General features: G+C 35.7%; 20 protein-coding genes. 12 read left to right on the forward strand and 8 right to left on the reverse strand.

Features of this window, described 5'->3' with window-relative positions; translation table 11 throughout:
* Positions 1-95 precede the first annotated feature (95 nt).
* Entirely contained in the window at positions 96-716 is a 621-nt protein-coding gene (locus ABLB98_RS00205; protein WP_005218967.1) for a thiol:disulfide interchange protein DsbA/DsbL, read from the forward strand.
* Positions 717-765: 49 nt separating this feature from the next.
* On the opposite strand, the gene ABLB98_RS00210 is transcribed toward ABLB98_RS00205, so the two are convergent.
* On the reverse strand, positions 766-1,401 hold the full coding sequence (locus ABLB98_RS00210) for a TetR/AcrR family transcriptional regulator (protein ID WP_348882714.1): 636 nt from the start codon (positions 1,399-1,401) through the stop codon (positions 766-768).
* Between the two features lie 107 nt (positions 1,402-1,508).
* On the reverse strand, positions 1,509-2,159 hold the full coding sequence (locus ABLB98_RS00215) for a TetR family transcriptional regulator (RefSeq protein WP_087547328.1): 651 nt from the start codon (positions 2,157-2,159) through the stop codon (positions 1,509-1,511).
* 314 nt (positions 2,160-2,473) lie between these two features.
* Here ABLB98_RS00215 and ABLB98_RS00220 point away from each other — a divergent pair, with 314 nt between their 5' ends.
* The 4 genes from ABLB98_RS00220 to ABLB98_RS00235 all read left to right on the forward strand — a co-directional run bounded on the left by ABLB98_RS00220 (position 2,474) and on the right by ABLB98_RS00235 (position 5,976).
* Positions 2,474-3,499 carry a ferredoxin reductase gene (locus tag ABLB98_RS00220; protein ID WP_348882715.1) on the forward strand — a complete coding sequence of 342 codons (1,026 nt, stop codon included), beginning with the start codon at positions 2,474-2,476 and terminating at the stop codon, positions 3,497-3,499.
* A 30-nt stretch (positions 3,500-3,529) separates the two neighbouring features.
* Positions 3,530-4,672: an acyl-CoA desaturase gene (locus ABLB98_RS00225; RefSeq protein ID WP_348882770.1), complete on the forward strand. Its 1,143-nt coding sequence runs from the start codon at positions 3,530-3,532 to the stop codon at positions 4,670-4,672.
* 108 nt (positions 4,673-4,780) lie between these two features.
* The gene (rph, locus tag ABLB98_RS00230) at positions 4,781-5,497 is read left to right on the forward strand and encodes a ribonuclease PH (RefSeq protein WP_004665354.1); all 717 of its coding nucleotides are present in this window, start codon (positions 4,781-4,783) and stop codon (positions 5,495-5,497) included.
* 311 nt (positions 5,498-5,808) lie between these two features.
* Entirely contained in the window at positions 5,809-5,976 is a 168-nt protein-coding gene (locus ABLB98_RS00235) for a hypothetical protein (protein WP_005163598.1), read from the forward strand.
* Here ABLB98_RS00235 and nadC read toward each other — a convergent pair.
* Positions 5,973-6,818: a carboxylating nicotinate-nucleotide diphosphorylase gene (gene nadC, locus ABLB98_RS00240; protein ID WP_161420029.1), complete on the reverse strand. Its 846-nt coding sequence runs from the start codon at positions 6,816-6,818 to the stop codon at positions 5,973-5,975. The two genes, ABLB98_RS00235 and nadC, sit on opposite strands and share 4 nt — an antisense overlap.
* A 144-nt stretch (positions 6,819-6,962) precedes the next feature.
* Here nadC and ampD point away from each other — a divergent pair, with 144 nt between their 5' ends.
* Both ampD and murJ read left to right on the forward strand, forming a co-directional pair.
* Positions 6,963-7,541: a 1,6-anhydro-N-acetylmuramyl-L-alanine amidase AmpD gene (gene ampD, locus ABLB98_RS00245; protein ID WP_087536661.1), complete on the forward strand. Its 579-nt coding sequence runs from the start codon at positions 6,963-6,965 to the stop codon at positions 7,539-7,541.
* A gap of 62 nt (positions 7,542-7,603) precedes the next feature.
* Positions 7,604-9,154, forward strand: a complete 1,551-nt coding sequence (murJ, locus tag ABLB98_RS00250; RefSeq protein WP_348882716.1) for a murein biosynthesis integral membrane protein MurJ — start codon at positions 7,604-7,606, stop codon at positions 9,152-9,154.
* A gap of 33 nt (positions 9,155-9,187) precedes the next feature.
* Here murJ and ABLB98_RS00255 read toward each other — a convergent pair whose 3' ends face one another.
* From ABLB98_RS00255 to ABLB98_RS00275, 5 genes are all read right to left on the reverse strand, one after another.
* Positions 9,188-9,871 carry an FKBP-type peptidyl-prolyl cis-trans isomerase gene (locus tag ABLB98_RS00255; RefSeq protein ID WP_348882717.1) on the reverse strand — a complete coding sequence of 228 codons (684 nt, stop codon included), beginning with the start codon at positions 9,869-9,871 and terminating at the stop codon, positions 9,188-9,190.
* Between the two features lie 46 nt (positions 9,872-9,917).
* On the reverse strand, positions 9,918-10,625 hold the full coding sequence (locus tag ABLB98_RS00260; protein WP_249570902.1) for an FKBP-type peptidyl-prolyl cis-trans isomerase: 708 nt from the start codon (positions 10,623-10,625) through the stop codon (positions 9,918-9,920).
* A gap of 177 nt (positions 10,626-10,802) precedes the next feature.
* Positions 10,803-12,992: a polysaccharide biosynthesis tyrosine autokinase gene (locus ABLB98_RS00265; protein ID WP_348882718.1), complete on the reverse strand. Its 2,190-nt coding sequence runs from the start codon at positions 12,990-12,992 to the stop codon at positions 10,803-10,805.
* Between the two features lie 16 nt (positions 12,993-13,008).
* A complete protein-coding gene (locus ABLB98_RS00270) occupies positions 13,009-13,437 on the reverse strand; it encodes a low molecular weight protein-tyrosine-phosphatase (RefSeq protein ID WP_348882719.1) in 429 nt (142 codons plus the stop codon).
* 2 nt (positions 13,438-13,439) lie between these two features.
* Entirely contained in the window at positions 13,440-14,540 is a 1,101-nt protein-coding gene (locus ABLB98_RS00275; RefSeq protein ID WP_348882720.1) for a polysaccharide biosynthesis/export family protein, read from the reverse strand.
* 434 nt (positions 14,541-14,974) lie between these two features.
* On the opposite strand from ABLB98_RS00275, the gene wecB reads away from it, so the two are divergent.
* The 5 genes from wecB to ABLB98_RS00300 are packed head-to-tail and all read left to right on the forward strand — an operon-like array spanning position 14,975 to position 20,861.
* A complete protein-coding gene (gene wecB, locus ABLB98_RS00280) occupies positions 14,975-16,099 on the forward strand; it encodes a non-hydrolyzing UDP-N-acetylglucosamine 2-epimerase (RefSeq protein ID WP_348882721.1) in 1,125 nt (374 codons plus the stop codon).
* 40 nt (positions 16,100-16,139) lie between these two features.
* Positions 16,140-17,390, forward strand: a complete 1,251-nt coding sequence (gene wecC / locus ABLB98_RS00285; RefSeq protein ID WP_208727599.1) for a UDP-N-acetyl-D-mannosamine dehydrogenase — start codon at positions 16,140-16,142, stop codon at positions 17,388-17,390.
* Between the two features lie 2 nt (positions 17,391-17,392).
* Positions 17,393-18,859 carry a hypothetical protein gene (locus tag ABLB98_RS00290; protein WP_348882722.1) on the forward strand — a complete coding sequence of 489 codons (1,467 nt, stop codon included), beginning with the start codon at positions 17,393-17,395 and terminating at the stop codon, positions 18,857-18,859.
* Positions 18,859-19,974 (forward strand): hypothetical protein, encoded by a 1,116-nt coding sequence (locus ABLB98_RS00295; protein ID WP_348882723.1) that lies wholly within the window; start codon positions 18,859-18,861, stop codon positions 19,972-19,974. The genes ABLB98_RS00290 and ABLB98_RS00295 overlap by 1 nt, the downstream gene beginning before the upstream one ends.
* Positions 19,971-20,861 (forward strand): glycosyltransferase family A protein, encoded by an 891-nt coding sequence (locus tag ABLB98_RS00300; RefSeq protein ID WP_348882724.1) that lies wholly within the window; start codon positions 19,971-19,973, stop codon positions 20,859-20,861. Before ABLB98_RS00295 ends, ABLB98_RS00300 begins: the two co-directional genes overlap by 4 nt.
* Positions 20,862-20,866 lie beyond the last annotated feature (5 nt).

The raw sequence follows: 20,866 nt of genomic DNA on the forward strand, positions 1-20,866 counted from the left end.
ATAAAAAACTTCACACAAGCAAAACGAATTAGTCGTGTTTGATTTATATTTAGCATATAAACTTACGAAAAATGCTTAGAGGAAAAGCAAACTCAATGAAAAAGTTAGTATTAGGTGGTTTAAGTGCAGTTGTAATGGCATTTTCGATGAATGCAATGGCTGCTGATTTTGTTGCTGGTAAAGACTATACCGTGGTTGCCAATCCGGGTAAAACAGCTGCGCCAGCGGGAAAAATTGAAGTACGTGAATTCTTTTGGTACGGTTGCCCGCACTGCTTTAAGCTTGAACCACATATGCAAACGTGGTTAAAGAAGATTCCAAGCGATGTATATTTCCTCCGTACGCCAGCAGCGATGAATAAAGTGTGGGAGCAGGGTGCTCGAGGTTACTATGTGTCTGAGGCACTAGGTGTACGTAAGAAAACCCATATTCCATTGTTCCATGCCATCCATGACGGCGGACAACAAATTTTTGATCAAGCATCACAAGCAAAATTCTTTGCCCGTTATGGCGTGCCTGAACAGAAATTTAACAGTATGTTTAACTCTTTCCCAATCACTGCAAAAGTGGCTGAGTCAAATAAATTGGCACAGCAATATCAACTTACGGGCGTACCTGCCGTTGTTGTAAACGGTAAGTATGTTGTGCAAGGTGAAGATGGTAAAGTGACACAAGTTGTTGATTACTTATTAGAAAAAGAACGTAAAGCGAAATAGTTCATACTATGAGCAATAAAAAAGGACTGCAGTAGCAGTCCTTTTTTATTTAGTTTTGATCGATTTGTAAATCTTTTAAATCGATTTGAACTTTTTGTGTCGGTAAAGACAGAGCTTGGTTTACATACAGGTTAATCAGCTTCTCACGAGAACCAATTGAACGCTGGTAATAGCTTGAGTTAAGCAATAGGGCGGCACCGTAGGTCAAGGACCAGATATAGGACAGATAGTCACGGATCGACATATCATAATTCTGTGACTTTAAATATTTCTCAGTCATTTCTTTTAGTGAAACAATACGTTGCTGGCGAACCGCATACAGCTCATCAAACAGGTGCTTTAGCTTTGACTCGGTCATGGTCAGATGTTCTTCTAACTGATGCAGTAAAATCGTACGACTCGGTGAGGTTAAATGATAAAGCATATAGCGAGGGGCATATTCTTTAACATCAGTGTTATATTTTTCTGAAATTTTTAGGATTTCTTTTTCATTTTGAATAATCAGTTCCAACAGTAATTCATTTTTACTGCGGAAATGTTTATATAAAGTACCTTTAGCAATATCTAGCTCGGCAACCAGTTCATCCAAGGTCATTTCTTGGTTGTTTTCTAGTAAAAGTTTTTCTGCAACCTGCAAAATTTTTTCTTTACGAATTAAGAACTGAGTATGACGATCAGGATTCATGATGCTTATAGGCTCCTCATAGTGTTCTAAACGGCATTTGCATTAGTGTGTTATTAATCATAACGCTAAGCAATGCTTTTATATATCAAACTTTAGCTTTGATAAGATCAGGCGTTTTGTGGTTCCCAGTTCGAGATACCTCGGAAAAGTAAGCGGACTTGAGTCGCTGCATTGTCAATAAATAAGTTTTGTTGTTCTAACAAACGATCAATTGGAAATTGTTTCGGTAAGTTGATCCACGTCATTGCCCATGTAAATGACATATTAATCAGAATCGTTGATAACACTTGTAAATCTTTGGCTTCTTGAATGTGTTTAAAGGTCTCGAGTTTGCATAAATCGATTGCGAGATCTTCAATCAAAAATTCAATCTCACGTGCAATCGCAATACGAACAGTTTCGGAGCCGCCCCAACGTTCTGCAATCATAAATTGCCATTGCTGAGGGCTATGATTGACAGCCTGTACAAACAATTCAATACTGGTACGTGTTTTAGCAGATCCGCTATGTTTTAAATAGCTTTGCCCCAATTGATGAATCAAGCTTTTTAAATGCAAAGACACTTGGTCAACTAGTTCTTGCCCTAATGCCTCCATATCTTGGAAATGACGATAAAATGCCGTTGGGACTAAGCCAACTTCACGTGCAACTTCACGCAAACTAATACTACTAAATGAACGCCCAGAAGTACTGAGATGCAGTGCTGCATCCAGTAGAGCCTGCCGACTCTGTTGTTTTCGTTCATCTCTAATCGACATGAATAAGATCCATTAAAACCATACAGTAGAGTCTAGCAAAAAAAACATCATTTTTTTAGCCCTAATCCAGAGCTAAATCAGACACATTTTCAATTAGACAAAGAAATATCAGCAATCACTTTTGGCGTGGTGAAGCCTAAAAATAATTATTTTATTAATATTTCTAATTACTTATAAAAAAGCATAAAAAAATATTCAAAAAATTAGTGAACAAGTGTTGACTCAGTGAACACAAATAAATATAGTGTACATATGTTCACTACAAGAACATTTGTTCACTCAAAATAAATAGCCAGATACAAAACGAGGAACTTATGAGCGCAGAGTTAAATTATCAGCCACATTGGATTCGCGAAGATTTTGTTGATTTTGTTTTGCAAAAAATAAAGCCAACGTTTGCTTGGAAACGTATTCTTGCAGAAGTTACCGCTGTAAAGTCGTTAAGCTCAGATATGGTTTTACTCACCATAAAACCAAACCACAACTTTGATTTAATTGAAGTTGAAGCAGGTAAAAGTGTTTTGATCACGCTAATGATCAATGGGGTTTATCACCAACGTAGCTATTCAATTGTCGATATGACTAAAAATGGTGAAATTCGATTAGGCATTAAAGTTCAAGGTTTAGTGTCAAAAGCAGCACAACAATTGCGTGTAGGGGATCGTTTTGAAATCTCTCAAGCACAAGGCGATTTTGTGCTACATCAAGGACAACAGTCCGCACTCTTGATTGCTTCTGGTTCTGGGATTACTGCAATTTACTCATTGTTAAAACAGGCAGTTGCTCAAAAGCTTAAAGAAATTCATGTCGTGTATTTTAACCGTGCTGAAGTGTTCCATCAGGAAATATTGGCTTTAGCAGAACAATATCCACAACTGAAATATCACTTTTTTAATACAGCACAGCAAAAGCAGCATTTAGATACCGCTTTATTAGAAAAGTTAGTTCCGAATTTTAAAGAATTACAGGCATATGCTTGTGGGCATCACAGCATGATGCGCCAAGCACAAGAGATTTATGCTCAACAGGATGCGGTAGGAAATTTTCATCAAGAGTTTTTCCAACCTGTACAAATTGAGCAGTCTAACGAAGCTCAACCGATTACTTTCCGCCGTGCACAACAGAATTTTATTGCAACGACCAATCTATTAAGTAGTGCGGAGCAAGCAGGTTTACGCCCACAGCATGGTTGTCGCATGGGGGTCTGTAATCGCTGTAGCTGTACCAAAGTTAGTGGTGTAACACAGAACGTGATTACGGGTGAGATTGATGATCAGCCTAATCGTGCGATCAAGTTATGTGTAAGCCAAGCCCTTAGCCCAGTCACGATTGACCTATAAAAACAAATATTGAGGATAATTGAAATGAATATGGCATTAGAATTTAAAGCAGCATCAAAGTCAGCACATTTAACGCCAGAGCAAGTTGAAGCATTTGGTCGCCGTGTCGAAGAAATTCGTCTAGCTGTGATGCAGAATTTAGGCGAAGAAGATTCAAAATATATCTATAAAGTCCGTAATTTTGTGCGTTATACCGAAATCGCATCTCGTGGCATGTTGATGTTCGGTGGTTGGATTCCACCTGTATGGTTAGTGGGTACAGCAATGTTAGGTGTATCTAAAATCGTCGAAAACATGGAACTTGGACACAATGTCATGCATGGTCAGTTTGACTGGTTGAATGACCCAAGTTTACGTGGTGAAGATTATGACTGGGACAATACCTGTTCAGGGAATGATTGGCGTTTTACCCATAACTATATGCACCATACTTATACCAATATTGTGGGCAAAGACCATGATGTGGGCTATGGCATCTTACGTGTCACGGAAGATCAAAAATGGGAAGTTCGTCATTTGGCCAATATTCCATTGGCATTACAGTTAATGTTCTTTTTCCAATGGTATGTGGGCGTACAAAACCTACATTTAGAAGATGCTTTGGTCTACAAAACTAAAACATGGAAACAAGTGTGGGCAGATGCAGCCGAGTTTCGTAAAAAAGCGACTCGCCAAGTCCTCAAAGATTATGTGTTTTTCCCTGCGATTGCGACCATTAACTTTATCCCAGTATTGGCAGGCAATGCTGTAGCCAATGTGATTCGTAACTTATGGTCTTCGGCAGTGATTTTTAATGGTCATTTTACTGAAGATGCAGAAACCTTTGAAGCCGATAATACTGAGAACGAAACCAAGGCTGAATGGTACTTACGTCAGATCCGTGGTTCGAGCAACTTCACAGGTGGTAAGTGGATGCACTTTATGAGTGGTAACTTAAGCCATCAGATTGAGCACCATTTGTTCCCAGATATGCCAGCCAATCGTTATGAGCAAGTGGCACCACAGATCAGAGCTTTATGTGCTGAATATGGCGTGAACTATAACGAAGCGAATTTCATGAAGCAATTTTGGACAGTTTGGGTGCGCTTAGCAAAATGTTCATTGCCAAATGATACGTCGGCACAATTGGCGCAAGGTTGGACAAATTTAAAAGCGAGATTTAAATTTGCTTAAAGGATTGCTTATTCGTGGAATTGTAACGAATAAGTAAAACTGAAAGCACGTGTAATTGAGCTATACTATGGCGCAATCATATTTGTGCCATAGTTTTAAGGAATCGTTATGCGTATTGACCAAAGAGCATTAGACCAATTACGTGAAGTAAAAATCACACGTAACTATACCCGTTACGCAGAAGGTTCAGTTTTGGTTGAGTTTGGTCATACCAAAGTGTTGTGTACAGCAAGTATTGATAACTCAGTTCCACGTTTTTTGAAAGGTCAAGGGCAAGGTTGGGTGACTGCTGAATACGGTATGTTGCCACGTTCGACGCATACACGTAGTGACCGTGAGGCAGCGCGTGGTAAGCAAACAGGACGTACCCAAGAAATCCAACGTCTCATTGGTCGTAGTCTTCGTGCCATGGTGGATTTGAAGAAGTTGGGTGAGAACACGATTACGATTGACTGTGATGTCATTCAAGCAGATGGCGGTACGCGTACAGCAGCCATTACAGGCGCAGCGGTGGCTTTAGTTGATGCCATGAATGTGTTACTGAGCAATAAAAAGATTAAACAAGACCCATTAAAAGGTCTCGTAGCAGCAATCTCAGTAGGAATGTACCAAGACGAAGTCTTACTCGATTTGTGTTACGAAGAAGATTCAAATTGCCAAACGGATTTGAATGTGGTGATGACACAAGCGGGCGAATTTATTGAAATTCAAGGAACTGCAGAAGAGAAACCGTTCACTCGCCAGCAGTCTAATGCCATGTTAGAGCTTGCAGAAAAAGGAATCGCAGAATTGATTCAGAAGCAACAGCAGGCACTCGGTTGGTAATCTCCAGTTGATAGTGCGGGCGGTCTGGTATGTTTAGACCGCCTTTTTTTTATTTATCAATTTAGATGCTAATGAAGCATAAACCTATAAATACTCAGGAAAATGAGTACAACCCAAGTCAAAAGTCCAACCATAGCATATCAACACGAACTTGTTGCCAAGGGCTGTAACAGCAAGTAACGAAATAAACAGGTCAATTTATTTCTCAACATAAAATCACACAATCTTTGCAGTTTGTCACATAACCCATTTATTTGAATCATTTTGCTTTGATAGATTAGAAAAATGAAAAATAAAGAAGGACGGGAAGCATGGTACAAGTTTTTTTGGTTTTATTAACGGCGGTGACTTTTGTTTTAATGGCTGCGGATCCAAGACCAACAGATTTGACACAAGCTAAGTCAGCATGGAGTGAAAAAGCCGAAGCATCTATCGATACTTCGACTCATAAGCATTCAACTGAGATAGATGATGTCTAAGCATTAAAACGCATAGATAAATCGACAGCTCTCACATCCTTAGTGAGTACACCCATTGAAATATAGTCGACGCCAGTTGTTGCAACTTCGCGTAAATTTTCAATGGTGATATTGCCTGAGGCTTCTAATTTGCAACGCCCTGCAACATGTTTAACCGCGTCAATCATCTGTTGTTGGCTGAAATTATCTAACATGACGATATCTGCACCAGCTTCAAGTGCTTGGTTTAACTCGTCCCAAGTCTCAACTTCTACTTCGACAGGTTTACCCGGTGCAATGTCATGTGCCTTAGCAATTGCTTGAGCAATACCACCCGCTGCCATGATATGGTTTTCTTTAATTAAGAATGCATCAAATAGACCTAGACGATGGTTCTGTCCACCACCCACAGCAACTGCATATTTTTGTGCAATACGTAGACCGGGTAAGGTTTTACGTGTATCAAGCAATTTGGTATTTAAACCCTCAAGTTGTTGCACATAATTTGCAGTTTTAGTCGCCACAGCAGAAAGAGTTTGAATAAAGTTTAAAGCAGGGCGTTCCACAGTCAGTAAACTACGTGCAGAACCTGCAAGTTTTAAAAATGCCTCATTTGCCGCTACAAGTTCACCCTCTTGCTTTAGCCAGGTAATTTGAACATTACTGTCATATGCTTGAATGAGTGCATTCACCCAAGGCTGACCCGCTAATACCATATCTTCACGGGTAATAATCGTTGCGGTTGCTTGCTCTTCTTCAGGGGTAAGCATTGCGGTAATATCACCATCCCCAATATCTTCTTGTAATGCTTGTTGAATATTGATTTGAATAGATTGTTCAAGCAAAGATTGAGGAATACTCATACCCGTTCCAGTAGATGTTGACCAAAAAACTTGGGGCTTATCTTAGCATTGTCCTCATAAAAAATAAGTATTTCATCTCGATTATTCCTGATAAAGCATGTCAGAATGCAGTAAATAAACATTAAATTGCTGATTCGGGTCATAATGCAACAGACTAAATTTACTCAAGTGCAAGATGGAAAATTAATCGGTGCGACCCAGATTGCATCACCTAATTTTAATACTCGTCCTGATGATACAGATATTCAACTAATTGTTATTCATAATATTAGTTTGCCACCTTCACAGTTCGGTGGAGGCTATATTCAGCAGTTTTTTCAAAATAAATTAGATTGGTCTATCCATCCATATTTTCAGACCATTGAAGGGATGCAGGTATCCGCACATTTGCTGATCTTGCGTACGGGAGAGGTCATTCAATTTGTAAACTTTAATGATCGCTCATGGCATGCAGGGCGCTCGAGTTATCTGGCTCAAAAAGAATGTAATGATTATTCGATTGGGATCGAATTAGAAGGCAGCGATGATTTGCCTTTTGAAGTTGAACAATATCAGGCTCTCGTAGAAATCGTAACGGTATTGCGACAGGCCTATCCAAAAATTCAGAATCATATTGCAGGTCACTCTGATATCGCCCCAAAACGTAAAACTGATCCCGGGTTATATTTTGATTGGCAATTATTCCGTCAATTACTATCTAAAAAAACTTCGTCGAATTTATGATTTCACAACGAAATCTATTTTGACTTTCATTACAATAACGCTTTTTAAAAGATAAGCCGTAGGTGAATGCGATGGCATTGTGGCGATCGACTGTCATTGTCAGTGCAATGACGATGTTATCCCGAATTTTGGGATTGGTACGTGATGTTGTGCTACTCAATGTATTTGGTGCGGGCAAGGACTTCGATACTTTCGTTGTTGCCTTTCGTATTCCCAACTTTTTTCGGCGTTTATTTGCGGAAGGGGCATTTTCTCAAGCCTTTATTCCTGTTCTAACAGAATATAAAACCAGTCGTGCGCATGCCGAAGTTCAGATTCTCATCAGTCGAGTTTTTGGTTGTCTACTCACAGCCATGTCATTATTGACGTTTGTCGCAATGGTTGCTGCACCTGCAATTATTTATATCTACGCACCCGGATTTCATAATGATCCTGAGAAATTTGACCTTGCCGTTGATATGTTTCGTCTTACGATTCCCTATCTGATGTTTATGTCATTAACGGCTTTTGCGAGTAGCATCTTAAATAGTTATGGTTCATTTGCATCGCCAGCCTTTTCACCTGTGTTGCTGAATCTGGCAATGATTGCAGGGGCGTGGTGGCTAACGCCGTATATGGCGGAGCCAATTATGGCATTAGGCTGGGCCGTTGTCGTGGCAGGGATTTTACAGCTCGCGATTCAGATTCCTGAATTATGGAATAAAAACTTACTGATTCCCCCAAAAGTTGATTTTAAACATGAAGGTGTTGACCGTATTTTAAAACTGATGTTACCTGCTTTATTTGGTGTATCAGTCACGCAGATCAACTTATTGCTGAATACGATTTGGGCTTCATTCATGCAAGATGGTTCAGTGTCATGGTTATATAGTGCTGAACGTATGACAGAGCTGCCATTGGGTTTAATTGGCGTAGCAATCGGTACAGTGATTTTACCTTCGTTATCAGCACGTCATGCAGAACAAGACCAAGCTAAATTTAAGAGCATGATCGATTGGGCAGCTAAAATCATCATGCTTGTTGGTATTCCTTCGAGCATTGCATTATTTATGCTGTCGACACCAATTATTCAAGCCTTGTTCCAACGTGGTGAATTTACGTTGGAAGATACACGAATGACAGCATTAGCCTTGCAATGTATGAGTGCAGGGGTGATTTCATTTATGTTGATCAAAGTATTCGCACCTGGGTTTTACGCTCAGCAAGACACCAAAACCCCTGTTCGTGTCGGGTTAATGGCGGTGGCTGCCAATGCGATTTTAAACGTCGTTTTTATCGGTTTCTTTAAATTAATTGATTGGCATGCAGAACACATGGCTTTAGCTTTAGCATCATCAGGTTCAGCTTTGGTGAATGCGGGTATGCTATATTTTTATTTACATAAACGGAATATCTATCGATTTGGTGCGCATTGGAAGAAACTAGCGCTCCAATATGCAATTGCGAACATCACTATGATTGTCGCGCTTTGGTATGGTTTAAGTTGGTATCAAGGCGATATTTCACAATGGTTACGCATCGCTGAAGTGGCTGGTTTATGTGTAATTGGTGTGGTGGCCTATGTGATTGGATTATTGATTACAGGTTTTAGACCAAGACAACTTAAGCATTAATATAAAAAAACCTCCTGTACAGGAGGTTTTTTCTTATTTTACTTCTAGTAATTCAATATCGAAAATGAGTGTGCTATTTGGCGCAATCACATCGCCTGAACCCACTTCGCCATATGCTAAATTTGCTGGAATAAAGAAACGACTCTTACCACCCACTTTCATGGTTTGAACACCTTCACTCCAACCTGCGATGACTTGGTTAAGCTTGAATTCAACTGGATGATTTCGTGCAATTGAACTGTCAAATACCGTATCGTCTAAGAGTCGTCCTTCGTAATTTACTTTTACTGTTGAAGTTGCTTTAGGTGATTTACCTTTGCCTTCTTGGATCACTTGGTACTGTAAACCTGATTTGGTGGTTATAATCTCAGCTTTCTTTGTGTTTTCAGCTAAAAACGCTTTTCCAATTTGCTCATTTTTTTGAGCAAGTTCCTGAAATTCTATCAGTTGTTTTGCTTCGAGACGCTTTTTATATTGGCTTAATAGGTTAATCATTTCTTCATCAGTTAACGATGCAGACTTACCTTGTATCGCTTCTTCTAGACCTTGTGAGATTGTTGCAATATCAAGATCTTTTAATGTCTCTGCGTAACTCTTACCAATTAAATAACCGTAACTATATCCTAACTGATCTTTTTGTGGGCTTTTTAAAGTAATAGGTGCTGCATGTGCTGTGCTCATCATTGATGCAATTAAAATCAAACTTAGTTTTTTCATTATTTCTTCCAAAATAAAGGAGAGCGTATGCTCTCCTTGGTACTAATTATTTTACAGCGATTAATTCGACATCAAAAATTAATGTGCTATTTGGTGGAATAGAACCAGGAACACCTTGTTCTCCATAAGCAAGTTGAGAAGGGATATAAAGCGTTGCTTTGCCACCTTCTTTCATTAATTGTAAACCTTCTGTCCAACCGGGAATGACTTGGTTGAGTGGAAATTCGATTGGCTCACCACGATCATAAGAACTGTCAAAGACCTTACCATCGGTTAATTGACCTTTGTAGTGAACTTTCACAACAGAGGTTGCAACAGGTTGTTTGCCAGTACCTTCTTTAATAATTTTGTACTGTAAACCGGAAGCCGTTTTTTTTACACCTTCTTTTTTCTCATTCTCAGCTAAAAAACCATTGTTTGTGGTTTCAGCTTTTTTGGTTTCATTAATTTGTTTTTGTTGAAGTTCCTTTTGGAATTCCATATAAGCAGCTTGTAATTCTTCTTCGGTGTATGCAGCAGGCTTTTTGGCATGCCCATCACGGAAACCTGTGATAAATGCAGCTGTTTCCAATTCAGGTGGTGTTTGTTTTGCAACTTCATAGCCTAAGGCATAACTGATTTTTGCAACAGGGGCTGCATTTTTATCCGCTTTTGATCCAAGTTCAGTCGTCGGGTGCTGAGTAGCATAGTAAACAGGAACAAGGGCTGCGCCACCTAAAACGACTGCTGCAATGACAGGTAAAGCTTTACTCATGAGATGTCCGAAGTAAGATTTTAATAAAAAATATGGTCATGATCTTAGCATGTCTAAGCTTAAGCATTGAATAACTCAGCTAAAAAATGCGTGTATTTTTTATATAGTTTCTGTGTTTATCAATAAAAAGCCAGACTTTGAGATCTGGCTTTTTGATATGACTGTTATGATGGATTTTTAATCATCTTTATTTGCTTTGTAAGCATATGAATAATTGTACCCATACCCATACCCATACCCAGCACCAGCACGTTGAATATCATTTAAAATGAAGCCATTTACTTTGACATTCGCTTGTTCAAAGCGACTTAAACTTAGTTCAAGCTCTTTCATTTGTGATTTAGCATAGCGTGCTACAAGTAAGTTCACACCCGCATATTGAGAAATGATAATTGCATCGGTTACAGCAAGTACAGGTGGTGTATCAATGATAATATGATCATATTCTTGGCTTAATTGCTTAAGTAATAATTCAAACTGCTCAGATCCTAACATTTCCGATGGATTTGCTGGACTTTTACCTCGTGTAATAATACTTAAGCCATCTACTTCAGTTGTATGAACTACTTGGTTTAGATCAGCTTGATGACTTAAAAATTCAGATAAACCAGGCTTTACATCTAAATTAAAATATTTATGCATATAGCCACGACGCATATCTGCATCAATCAACAAAACTTTCTTGTTAGTCTGTGCAAGAATAGTGGCCAAATTGGTTGAAATAAATGATTTACCAACTTCAGGAGAAGGACCTGCAATGACAATAATATTATTCTTTGCATTTACGAGTGCAAAATGAATCGCTGTTCGAATACTACGTAAACTTTCAATTGCAATATCATCATTATGCTTAACCGCAAGGATAGGAATACTCTTCTTTTTCTTTAAAATGCTGATGCGTGTCTCTTGAATCGGAGATCGAGGTACAGTTGCATAAACAGGTAGATTGAATTCGTTCTCAATTTGCCCAGTATCTTTGATACCCGTGCGCAACATATTACGTAATAAGGCAATGAGTGTACCCAGAAAACCGCCAAAGAAAATAGCAAGAATAAGTACTTGTAATTTCTTTGGCTTAATCGGTTCGACAGGTTCAACCGCAGTATCTACAATACGAACATTACCAATTTCTCCAGCTTTTGCGATTCGGAGCTGTTGATACGAATTCAGTAGAGCCGTATAAAGTTGAGTTTTGACCTCAACTTCACGATAGAGTTGCAAGTATTGTCTTTGGATGTCTGGAAGTTGTTTTAATGTACTATTTAAATCACCAATTTGTTTATTAATTGCAGTAATTTGAGCATTAATTTCTCGCATAGCTGGATGCTCATTAGTATATTTGGCAGCTAAATCAGCTTGTTGTTGCTGCAATTCTATTCTTTTTGTTTCTAAAGTGATGCTTTGAGTAAGGTAAAGCTCAGACTCTTTGGTGACATCAACAGTATTATATTTTTGACGGAATCTATTAAATTCACGTTCTGCATTATCAAGCTGTTTCTTTAACTCTGGTAGTTGTTCATCTAGAAATTTAAGCGTTTGGGCAGTTTCAGCAGAACGACGTGCAACATTTTGGGCGCTATATGCAGATAAGATAGCATTTAAAACTTTGGTAATGTGCTGTTTATCTTGCCCCTGATAGTTCAAACCAAGAATTCCAGTCATTTTTCCTCTTTCCGCAACTGTATAATTTGAGTTAATAGCATTGACAGCAGCAGGTAAAGATTTCTTATGAATTCTATATGTACTGGTTAAAGTGTCTCTTGTAAAAATACTTATTTTCCATGAGCCATATTTATTCTGAATGGAATTGGATTGATTAATTATGCCAGTAAATATAACTTGATCATTTTTGGGATCAATTAAAAAGAATTTCTGATCTTTGAAATTGAGCGTCAAACCTTTATCAAGGAATTGACTAGGAATTAAAAAATCTCTTACTTCAAATTGCTTGGTATCATCTTTGAAGATAATAGATTGAGGGTTATATTCAGTGGTATAGTGTGGTTTTTTCAATAAACGATGACGTAAAGTATCTTCTGTACTTGAAATATTTAAATCAAGATGAAGTGCTTGAATCACTGATCCTAAAACTAAACGAGATTTTAGAATTTCGATTTCAGACTGAGCGGGTGATTTTTGGTCAATCATTTGTGATAAATCACCCAATAAAGCAGCTGAGGCTCCCTTACTGTCTTCAACTTGAACTAAGGCATCAACTGAATAGGTATCAGGTGTTGCACGAAGGTACAAAAGTGCACATACAAGACTAAGAATGATAAATAAAGCGATTAATTTCCATTGAGCAATAAGAGAAAAAAAAAGTTCTTTCAAGTCAATTGTGTCTTCAGTATTGGTATTTTGGCTCATAATCTTAATCTAAAAGTTAAATATAATTTTTCCAATCAGTGACACACTGTTGAATAAGCTGACATGTCTCATCAAAAAAAGCCTGATCATGCTGATATGGGTCTGGCACATTTTTATTTTGCCAATGGCCTAAGCGGAAAACTTTTCCTTTAGCAAAAGGCCATGTTTGTTCAATATGAGCTTGCTGATTTTTGCTCATCACGAGAATTAAATCTGCTTTTTTTAAGTGCTCAGTATTTAATTTCTTAGCGATATGCCCACTCATATCAATATTTAAATGTTGCATACATAGCTGTGCTTTGTCATCAGCAGGATGACCTGAAAGTCCAGAAATACCTGCTGACTCTATCGTTAGCTGAGGATAATCCTGTTTTAGTAAGTATTCTGCCATAGGGCTACGACAAATATTACCAACGCAAACGACTAAAATACTTTGAATCTGCATGATTACTTACCTAGCTGATCAAAGCTATAAAGTGCGCTGGAGAAAGGTACAATCTGGTTCATAACACGTTGCCAGCGAGTTAAGCCTGTTGCATCAATATACACAATATCGTTACTACGTAAACGGAATTGATTTGCTAGCCCAAAGTCACCTAGACTCATTAAATTCAAATGATAAAGTTCAGTTCGATGATCATTTACGTTAGTGCGTAATACATAAATTCGGCTAGCACTTGCTGATAAAGGATTCAAACCTAAACCTTCACCTAGAGCGTCGCTTAAAGTCATGCCCTGATCGCGCATTGGCAGAGCTTGGTTTTTACCAGACTCACCCATAATATATATTTTCTGATTGTCTTTAGTACTTACGTAAATTGTATCGTTTGGTCGAATTAAAAGTTTGTGTAACGAATAGCCTGCTTTTTCTAATTCAAGTGTATTGAGATTATAAGTAGTACCATTACGTACTAATTGTATATAAGTATTATCACCTAATTCAGATACACCACCAGCCATACCAAGAGCAGTATATAAATTGATAGGTTGGTCATTTAAATAAAATTGTCCGCCTTTTTTTACACTTCCTTGTACAGAATACCGTTGTCCTTGATAGTTTAAGACTCTAACAATTACGTCAGGATTTTTTAAAAAATGAGCAAATTGATTTCGTAATTCTGTAGTTAATTGACTTAAAGTTTTACCGGATGCCTTGTATCGACCGACTAAGGGCAATTGGATGAATCCATTATAATCAATAGGGTATCCATTGGCTTGAATCGATTGATCATTCGTCAGATTGTTTACAGGTGGAGTGATTTCAGGGTATGCCCAGAGTTGAATGGATAAAACATCACCTGAACTTAAACGGTATACGTGCTGAGGCTGGTTGAATAAATCGGTATAGTTTTGTTGGTAATTCAACTGGGTTGGTTTTATCGATTGTAATGTATCTTGAGTTATTTTTATAACACTTACAGTCGTCCCAAGTTCAGTTTTATAAATCCCTTCATTTGGAATATCGTAAGTTTGAAGACCAGAAGTGACAGCACATCCGACAGCGCTAATGCTAATTGCAAGGATGGAAAATAGTTGATAATGCTTCACACTTTACCCTTGAATATTTATATCTAATTAATATCAGTTTAGACACAATTCTCTGTGTTTAGACTTAGAATTTTGCCAATTCTAGCTCAAAAAACCTAAAAAATCACCGATTAATCGCATGGCTTTGTATGCTAAGTTTATCTCATAAAAAGAAACAGATTTGTTAATTATTGATAATATTGCATTTTAGTAAAATTTATGAATAAAACAGCTTAAAAGAAAAATACGTTATACAATTTCGTTATAGGAAGAGTAGTAAATCTGTTATATTAGCAAAAAATTTCACGCCTATAGGTTTGAAATTAGCTCTGTTGCTTGAAAATTTTATTTTTCAATAGCTTAAATTCAATTTAAGTTTATGCAATAAACCGTCCTAATTGGGATAGCTTAAGAAATTACTTTGTTTGCTTAAATAAAAGAAGGATTAGATTGGGGTGAAAAAGGTTTTATTAGTATTTGGAACACGACCAGAAGCAATAAAAATGGCACCTTTGGCTTTAAAATTAAAACAATTTAGTCATGACTTTGTGACAAAGGTTTGTGTTACTGGTCAACATCGCCAAATGCTTGATCAAGTTTTGGAGTTATTTGATTTAGATCCAGATTTTGATTTGGATCTAATGAAACCACAGCAGACATTATCTGATATTACTTCTGGCGTTCTAAAAGGATTAGAGAAAGTTTTTGAAACATGGCACCCTGATTTGATTTTAGTTCATGGGGATACGGCTACAACTTTTGCTGCTTCATTGGCTGCTTATTATCATAAAATTGATATTGGTCATGTCGAAGCAGGATTACGTACGGGCGACCTTTATTCGCCTTGGCCAGAAGAAGCGAATCGAAAGTTGACAAGTGTATTAGCTAATTATCATTTTGCACCCACGGATTCTGCTTATGAAAATTTAGTTAAAGAAAATATAGATACTCAAAACATAATTGTAACAGGGAATACAGTTATTGATGCTTTACTTCAAGTGAAGTTGAAAATAGAACAAAATCAAGATCTAGTAAAGAAAGTTGGAAGTGAATTTGCATTTTTAGATGCTAACAAGAAAATGATCTTGGTTACTGGGCATCGACGAGAGAATTTTGGTCAAGGTTTTTTGAATATTTGTAGCGCATTATCAAATATTGCAAAAAGATTTACAGATGTTCAAATTCTCTATCCTGTACATTTGAACCCAAATGTTCAACAACCAGTGAACCAGTTGTTAGCTGATATTGATAATATTTTCTTGATTGATCCACAAGACTACTTACCTTTTGTCTATTTAATGAATCGTAGCTATCTTATTTTAACTGACTCTGGTGGTATCCAAGAGGAGGCTCCTTCATTAGGTAAGCCAGTCTTAGTTATGAGAGATACAACCGAGCGACCTGAAGCTGTTAATGCAGGAACTGTGCGCTTAGTTGGTACTGATGTAAGTACAATTGAAAATGCAGTAGTCGAGCTGTTAGAAAATCCAAATATTTATGCAAAAATGGCAGAAGCTCATAATCCATATGGTGATGGGACTGCTTGTCAGCAGATTATAGATTTTTTGAAGCAGAGTTGATTTAAATATTTCCATTAAGTTGATTTAAAAAGTATATCTTATGAGTAGTTCATTTAAACATATTTGTGTTATAGGGCTGGGTTATATTGGTCTGCCTACAGCTGCAACATTTGCAGCACATGGATTGAAGGTCACAGGCGTTGATATTAATCAACATGCTATAGATATGATTAATCAGGGTAAGGTTCATATTGTTGAACCTGATCTTGATGCATTGGTTCGAGATGTGGTGGCTCAAGGGAAATTATCTGCACAATTAACGCCAATTGAGGCTGATGCATATATTGTGGCTGTTCCGACACCATTTCAAGGTGATTATCAACCTGATTTAAAATATATCGAAGCCGCTGCAAATGCTTTAGCACCCTTTTTGAAAAAAGGAAATTTAGTTATTTTAGAGTCAACCTCTCCTGTTGAAGCAACAGAAAAAATGTCAAATTGGCTGCATAAGGCACGTCCTGATTTAACATTCCCACAAATTGCTGGAGAGCAAGCTGATATTCTAGTCGCGCATTGTCCTGAACGAGTACTGCCAGGAAAGGTATTACAAGAACTTATTAGTAATGATAGAATTATTGGTGGCATGACACCTAGATGCTCTAAAGCAGCAGTTGATTTATATAGTGTTTTTGTTAAAGGTGCATGTATTGAAACAAATGCACGTACTGCGGAAATGTGTAAGTTAACAGAGAATTCTTTTAGAGATGTTAATATCGCATTTGCAAATGAGCTTTCAATCATTTGTGACAAATTAGATATCAATGTTTGGGATCTAATTTCTCTTGCAAACCGTCATCCTCGAGTTAATATTTTACAACCAGGGCCAGGTGTGGGCGGACATTGTATAGCTGTTGATCCGTGGTTTATTGTAGCCAAAACACCCGAAGAAGCCCGTCTGATTAAAACGGCTCGTGAAGTAAATGATATTAAACCATTTTGGGTAATAGATCAGATTAAAATTAAAATTACAGAGTTTTTACAAGAAAATCCAAATAAAACGATTAAAGATGTAACTATCGCTTGTTATGGATTGGCCTTTAAACCTGATATTGATGATTTACGTGAAAGCCCTGCTTTGGAAATCGCTAGAAAGTTAGGAAAACAGGGACTAAATATTCTAGCAATTGAACCACATATTGATAGTTTACCGAATGATTTACCTGAAAATATAAAATTGATTGAACTTGATAAAAATCATATGGCAGATATCCATGTGATTTTAGTTAAACATACTCAATTTAAAAATCTAGATCTGAAAATGGAAAAAACACTCAACTTTTGTGGGTTATAAAGATGCCATTAATCAAAAGCATCATTTTTGTTTACATAAGAATGTTATTTGTGATGCTATTATCATTTATAACATCAAGTTATGTTTTTAAAAATTTAGGTGTAAATGATTATGGTATATACAGCGTAGTAGGAGGGGTGGTTGTTATCCTTGCATTTCTAAATAATGCTATGGTCGCAACAACCCAACGCTATTTAAGCTTCAACCTAAAAGATCGAAACAAGATCATAGAGATATTTAGAATTTCAAAAACTATTCATCTGTTTGTAGCACTTATAGTTTTTATAGTTGCTGAAACATTTGGACTTTATTTTGTTAATCATTTTTTGAATTTTGATTCCAGTCGTATTGAGGCAGTAAATCTAGTTTATCAATTTTCATTATTTTCAATGATTATTATGATTTTGAATGTACCATATATGTCTATTATTTTGGTACACCAAAAGATGAGTTTCTATGCTTTAGTTGGTGTAATTGATGCTGTGCTTAAGTTTGGATTGGCTTACTTACTTTTTTTTATAGAACAAGATAAACTTTCTTTTTATGCAGCGATTATTTTTGTAATATCTATTTTTACCTATAGTTTTTATTACTTTTATGCATTGAAAAATTTTAGTTATATAAAAAATACACAATATATTTTTTCATTTAAAAAAATGAAAGAGATGATAAATTTTGCTTCTTGGAATTTACTAGGTGTTTTTGCTGGACTAGGACAAAATGTTGGGGTTAATGTATTATTAAATATTTATTTTAAACCTGAAATTAATTCCTCAAGAGCATTATCATTGCAAATATATAATGCTATAAATAATGTAAATTCAAATGCACAAACAGTATACACTCCTCTTATTATTACAAAATTTTCTCAAAAAAAACAAGATACAAATGAATATGTGTATTTTTTTTCAAAATTAGGATTTTTTCTAATATGTTTTATGTTGGTTCCCGTATATTTCTACTTGGATACACTTTTAAAATTTTGGATAGATTTGATACCTGAATATTTGGAAGTTTTTTTGAAAATAATGTTCACTGAACTTTTATTACTTTCTTTATCAGGTCCATTACACTCATTACTACAAGGTGATGGTAATATTAAGTGGTATCAAATTATTGTTAGTGGTTTATTGCTTTTTAATATTCCAATAGGATGGATCTTATACGAGAAAAAATTTGATCCAGATGCAATATACTATGTTTCACTTTTTTTAACACTGGCGGCTCTTATTTTTAGAATTGTTTTGTTAAATCAAAGAAAGCTTATAAATCTAAGTCAGTATATAGTAAAGGTTTTTTCCCCTGTAATAACTTTGGTTGTGATCTTCTTTTTTATCAATAATATAGTTAATAATATATTATTGAAGGTTGTGGTTTTAGATTTTATTGTGTTGTTATTTTTGGTGTTTTCATTTATGCATGTAGTAAATTTTTCTGAAATTTTTTCAAAAATAAGAAGAGGAAAGTAATGAAAATATTAGTTATTGCTTCCAGTACAGGTAATACCGCACCTGGTAAAGTTTTTTCTAAATATTTATCATTAATGGAAAAAGATGAATGTATTGAGATTGATGTTGTTAGTAATGACTCGTCAGTTAATGCTACATATATGAAACTGAAGAAAATACATCCAAGGATTAAAAAAATAAGCATATCTTATTTAGGGTGTGATATTTTTGATTATTTTCAAGCTAAAGAATATATGAAAAAAATGGAAAAAAGATATGATATCGTATTTAGTATGATGTCTGCTAATCATTTTTTCCCCCTCTATTTTGGCTATTTTTATAAAAAAAAGTTTAAGGATGTTCAATGGATCAACTATTCTGTTGACGCAATACCTGCTCCAGAAGGATGGGGATTATCTAAAAGTTATAGCAACGGTTTGATAAGAATGATCAAAAAATTTCTAATAAATGTTGATCATTTATATTTTTCAAACCAAGTGATGCTGAGCTATCAATTAGCACTGTTAGGCAATTGTTTTGATGGTGAATCGGGTGTTTTATATACACTTCCACATCAAGACTATATTGAATTACTACCTAAGCAAAATAAAAGACCTTTTACACTTCTTTATACTGGTGGGATTTATCAAGCTAGAAGAGTAGATCAGCTATTGCTAGCTTTAGAGAAACTGGTTTTGGAGGGTATTGATATACAGTTAAACTTCGTAGGTACAAACCCAGCAGCTGTAGATCTAAATATAATAAGTGAAAAAGCATCATCTAAAATTAAAATTTTTGGTTATACAACTGATTTATTACCTTTTTATCAAGAAGCAGATTTGTTGGTTGATATTGATGCAGAAATTGAGAATGATGTTTTTATTTCAAGTAAATTTTTTAACTATCTTACTATTAATAGAAATATTTTATGTATCACCTCTAATAATAGTCCTGTAACTAAATTTGTGTCTGAAAAGCAAGTTTCAGGAGTTTGTTTTTCGGATCATAATTATAAAAATATATGTGAAATTATAAAGAAAATTATTATTAATCCTGAGTTTTCTAATGATAGAGATAAGGTTTTGAGAAACTTGTATAGTATAAATACTATTTCTTGTTTGAGAGGTAAGGGATGATTACTACACTATATTCAATTTATAGTTCAACTATTGGGAAGAAAAATAATTTTAATAATAAATTTATAAGATTTATTATTAAACATTATTTAAACTTCTTTATACCAATATATTATACTTTGACAAAAAAACAACTTAGTTCTAAACAAGGTGATTTTATAGTTTCATTAACGACTTTTCCTGCAAGAATAGATAAGATTTGGATTGTTATAGATTCGATCTTAAGGCAAACATTAAGACCTAAAAAAATAATTTTAACTTTATCAGAGCTGCAGTTTGAAGGAAAGAAAATACCATCTAGATTAATTAAATTGCAGGAAGAAAAATTATTGGAAGTTATTTGGAGTAGTGATGATATTCGGTCTCATAAAAAATATCTATATTCAATGCTTAGATATCCTGACGAAATAGTAGTTACTATTGATGATGACTTTATTTATGAAAAAAGTATGCTTGAAAATTTGTATGATCACCATCAAATTTATCCTGATTGCGTGATTACACATCTTGCCTTAGAAAGAAATGGAGCTAATTATAGTGATTGGAAAAACCTTCTTTTGAAAGAGGTTAAGCCAACATATAATATAATGCAATTTGGCGGTAGCGGAGTGTTATATCCTGCATATTCATTATATTCAGATGCATTCGATAAAACAAAAATATTAGAATTGAGTCCTCTAGCTGACGATCTTTGGTTAAATGCTATGGCTATAATAAACTCAACTAAAATAGTTAAAACTAATTATAAATTTTACTTGTTACCTTTAATCTTTAAAAATAATAAAGAACTTTATGCTAAAAATGTTTTGGAAGATAAAAACAATGAACAAATTAAGAATATAGAGTCATATTATGGCTCTATATTAACAAATATTTCTTTCAATTAGTTTGG

Source organism: Acinetobacter yuyunsongii (assembly GCF_041021915.1).
Classification (GTDB): Bacteria; Pseudomonadota; Gammaproteobacteria; order Pseudomonadales; family Moraxellaceae; genus Acinetobacter.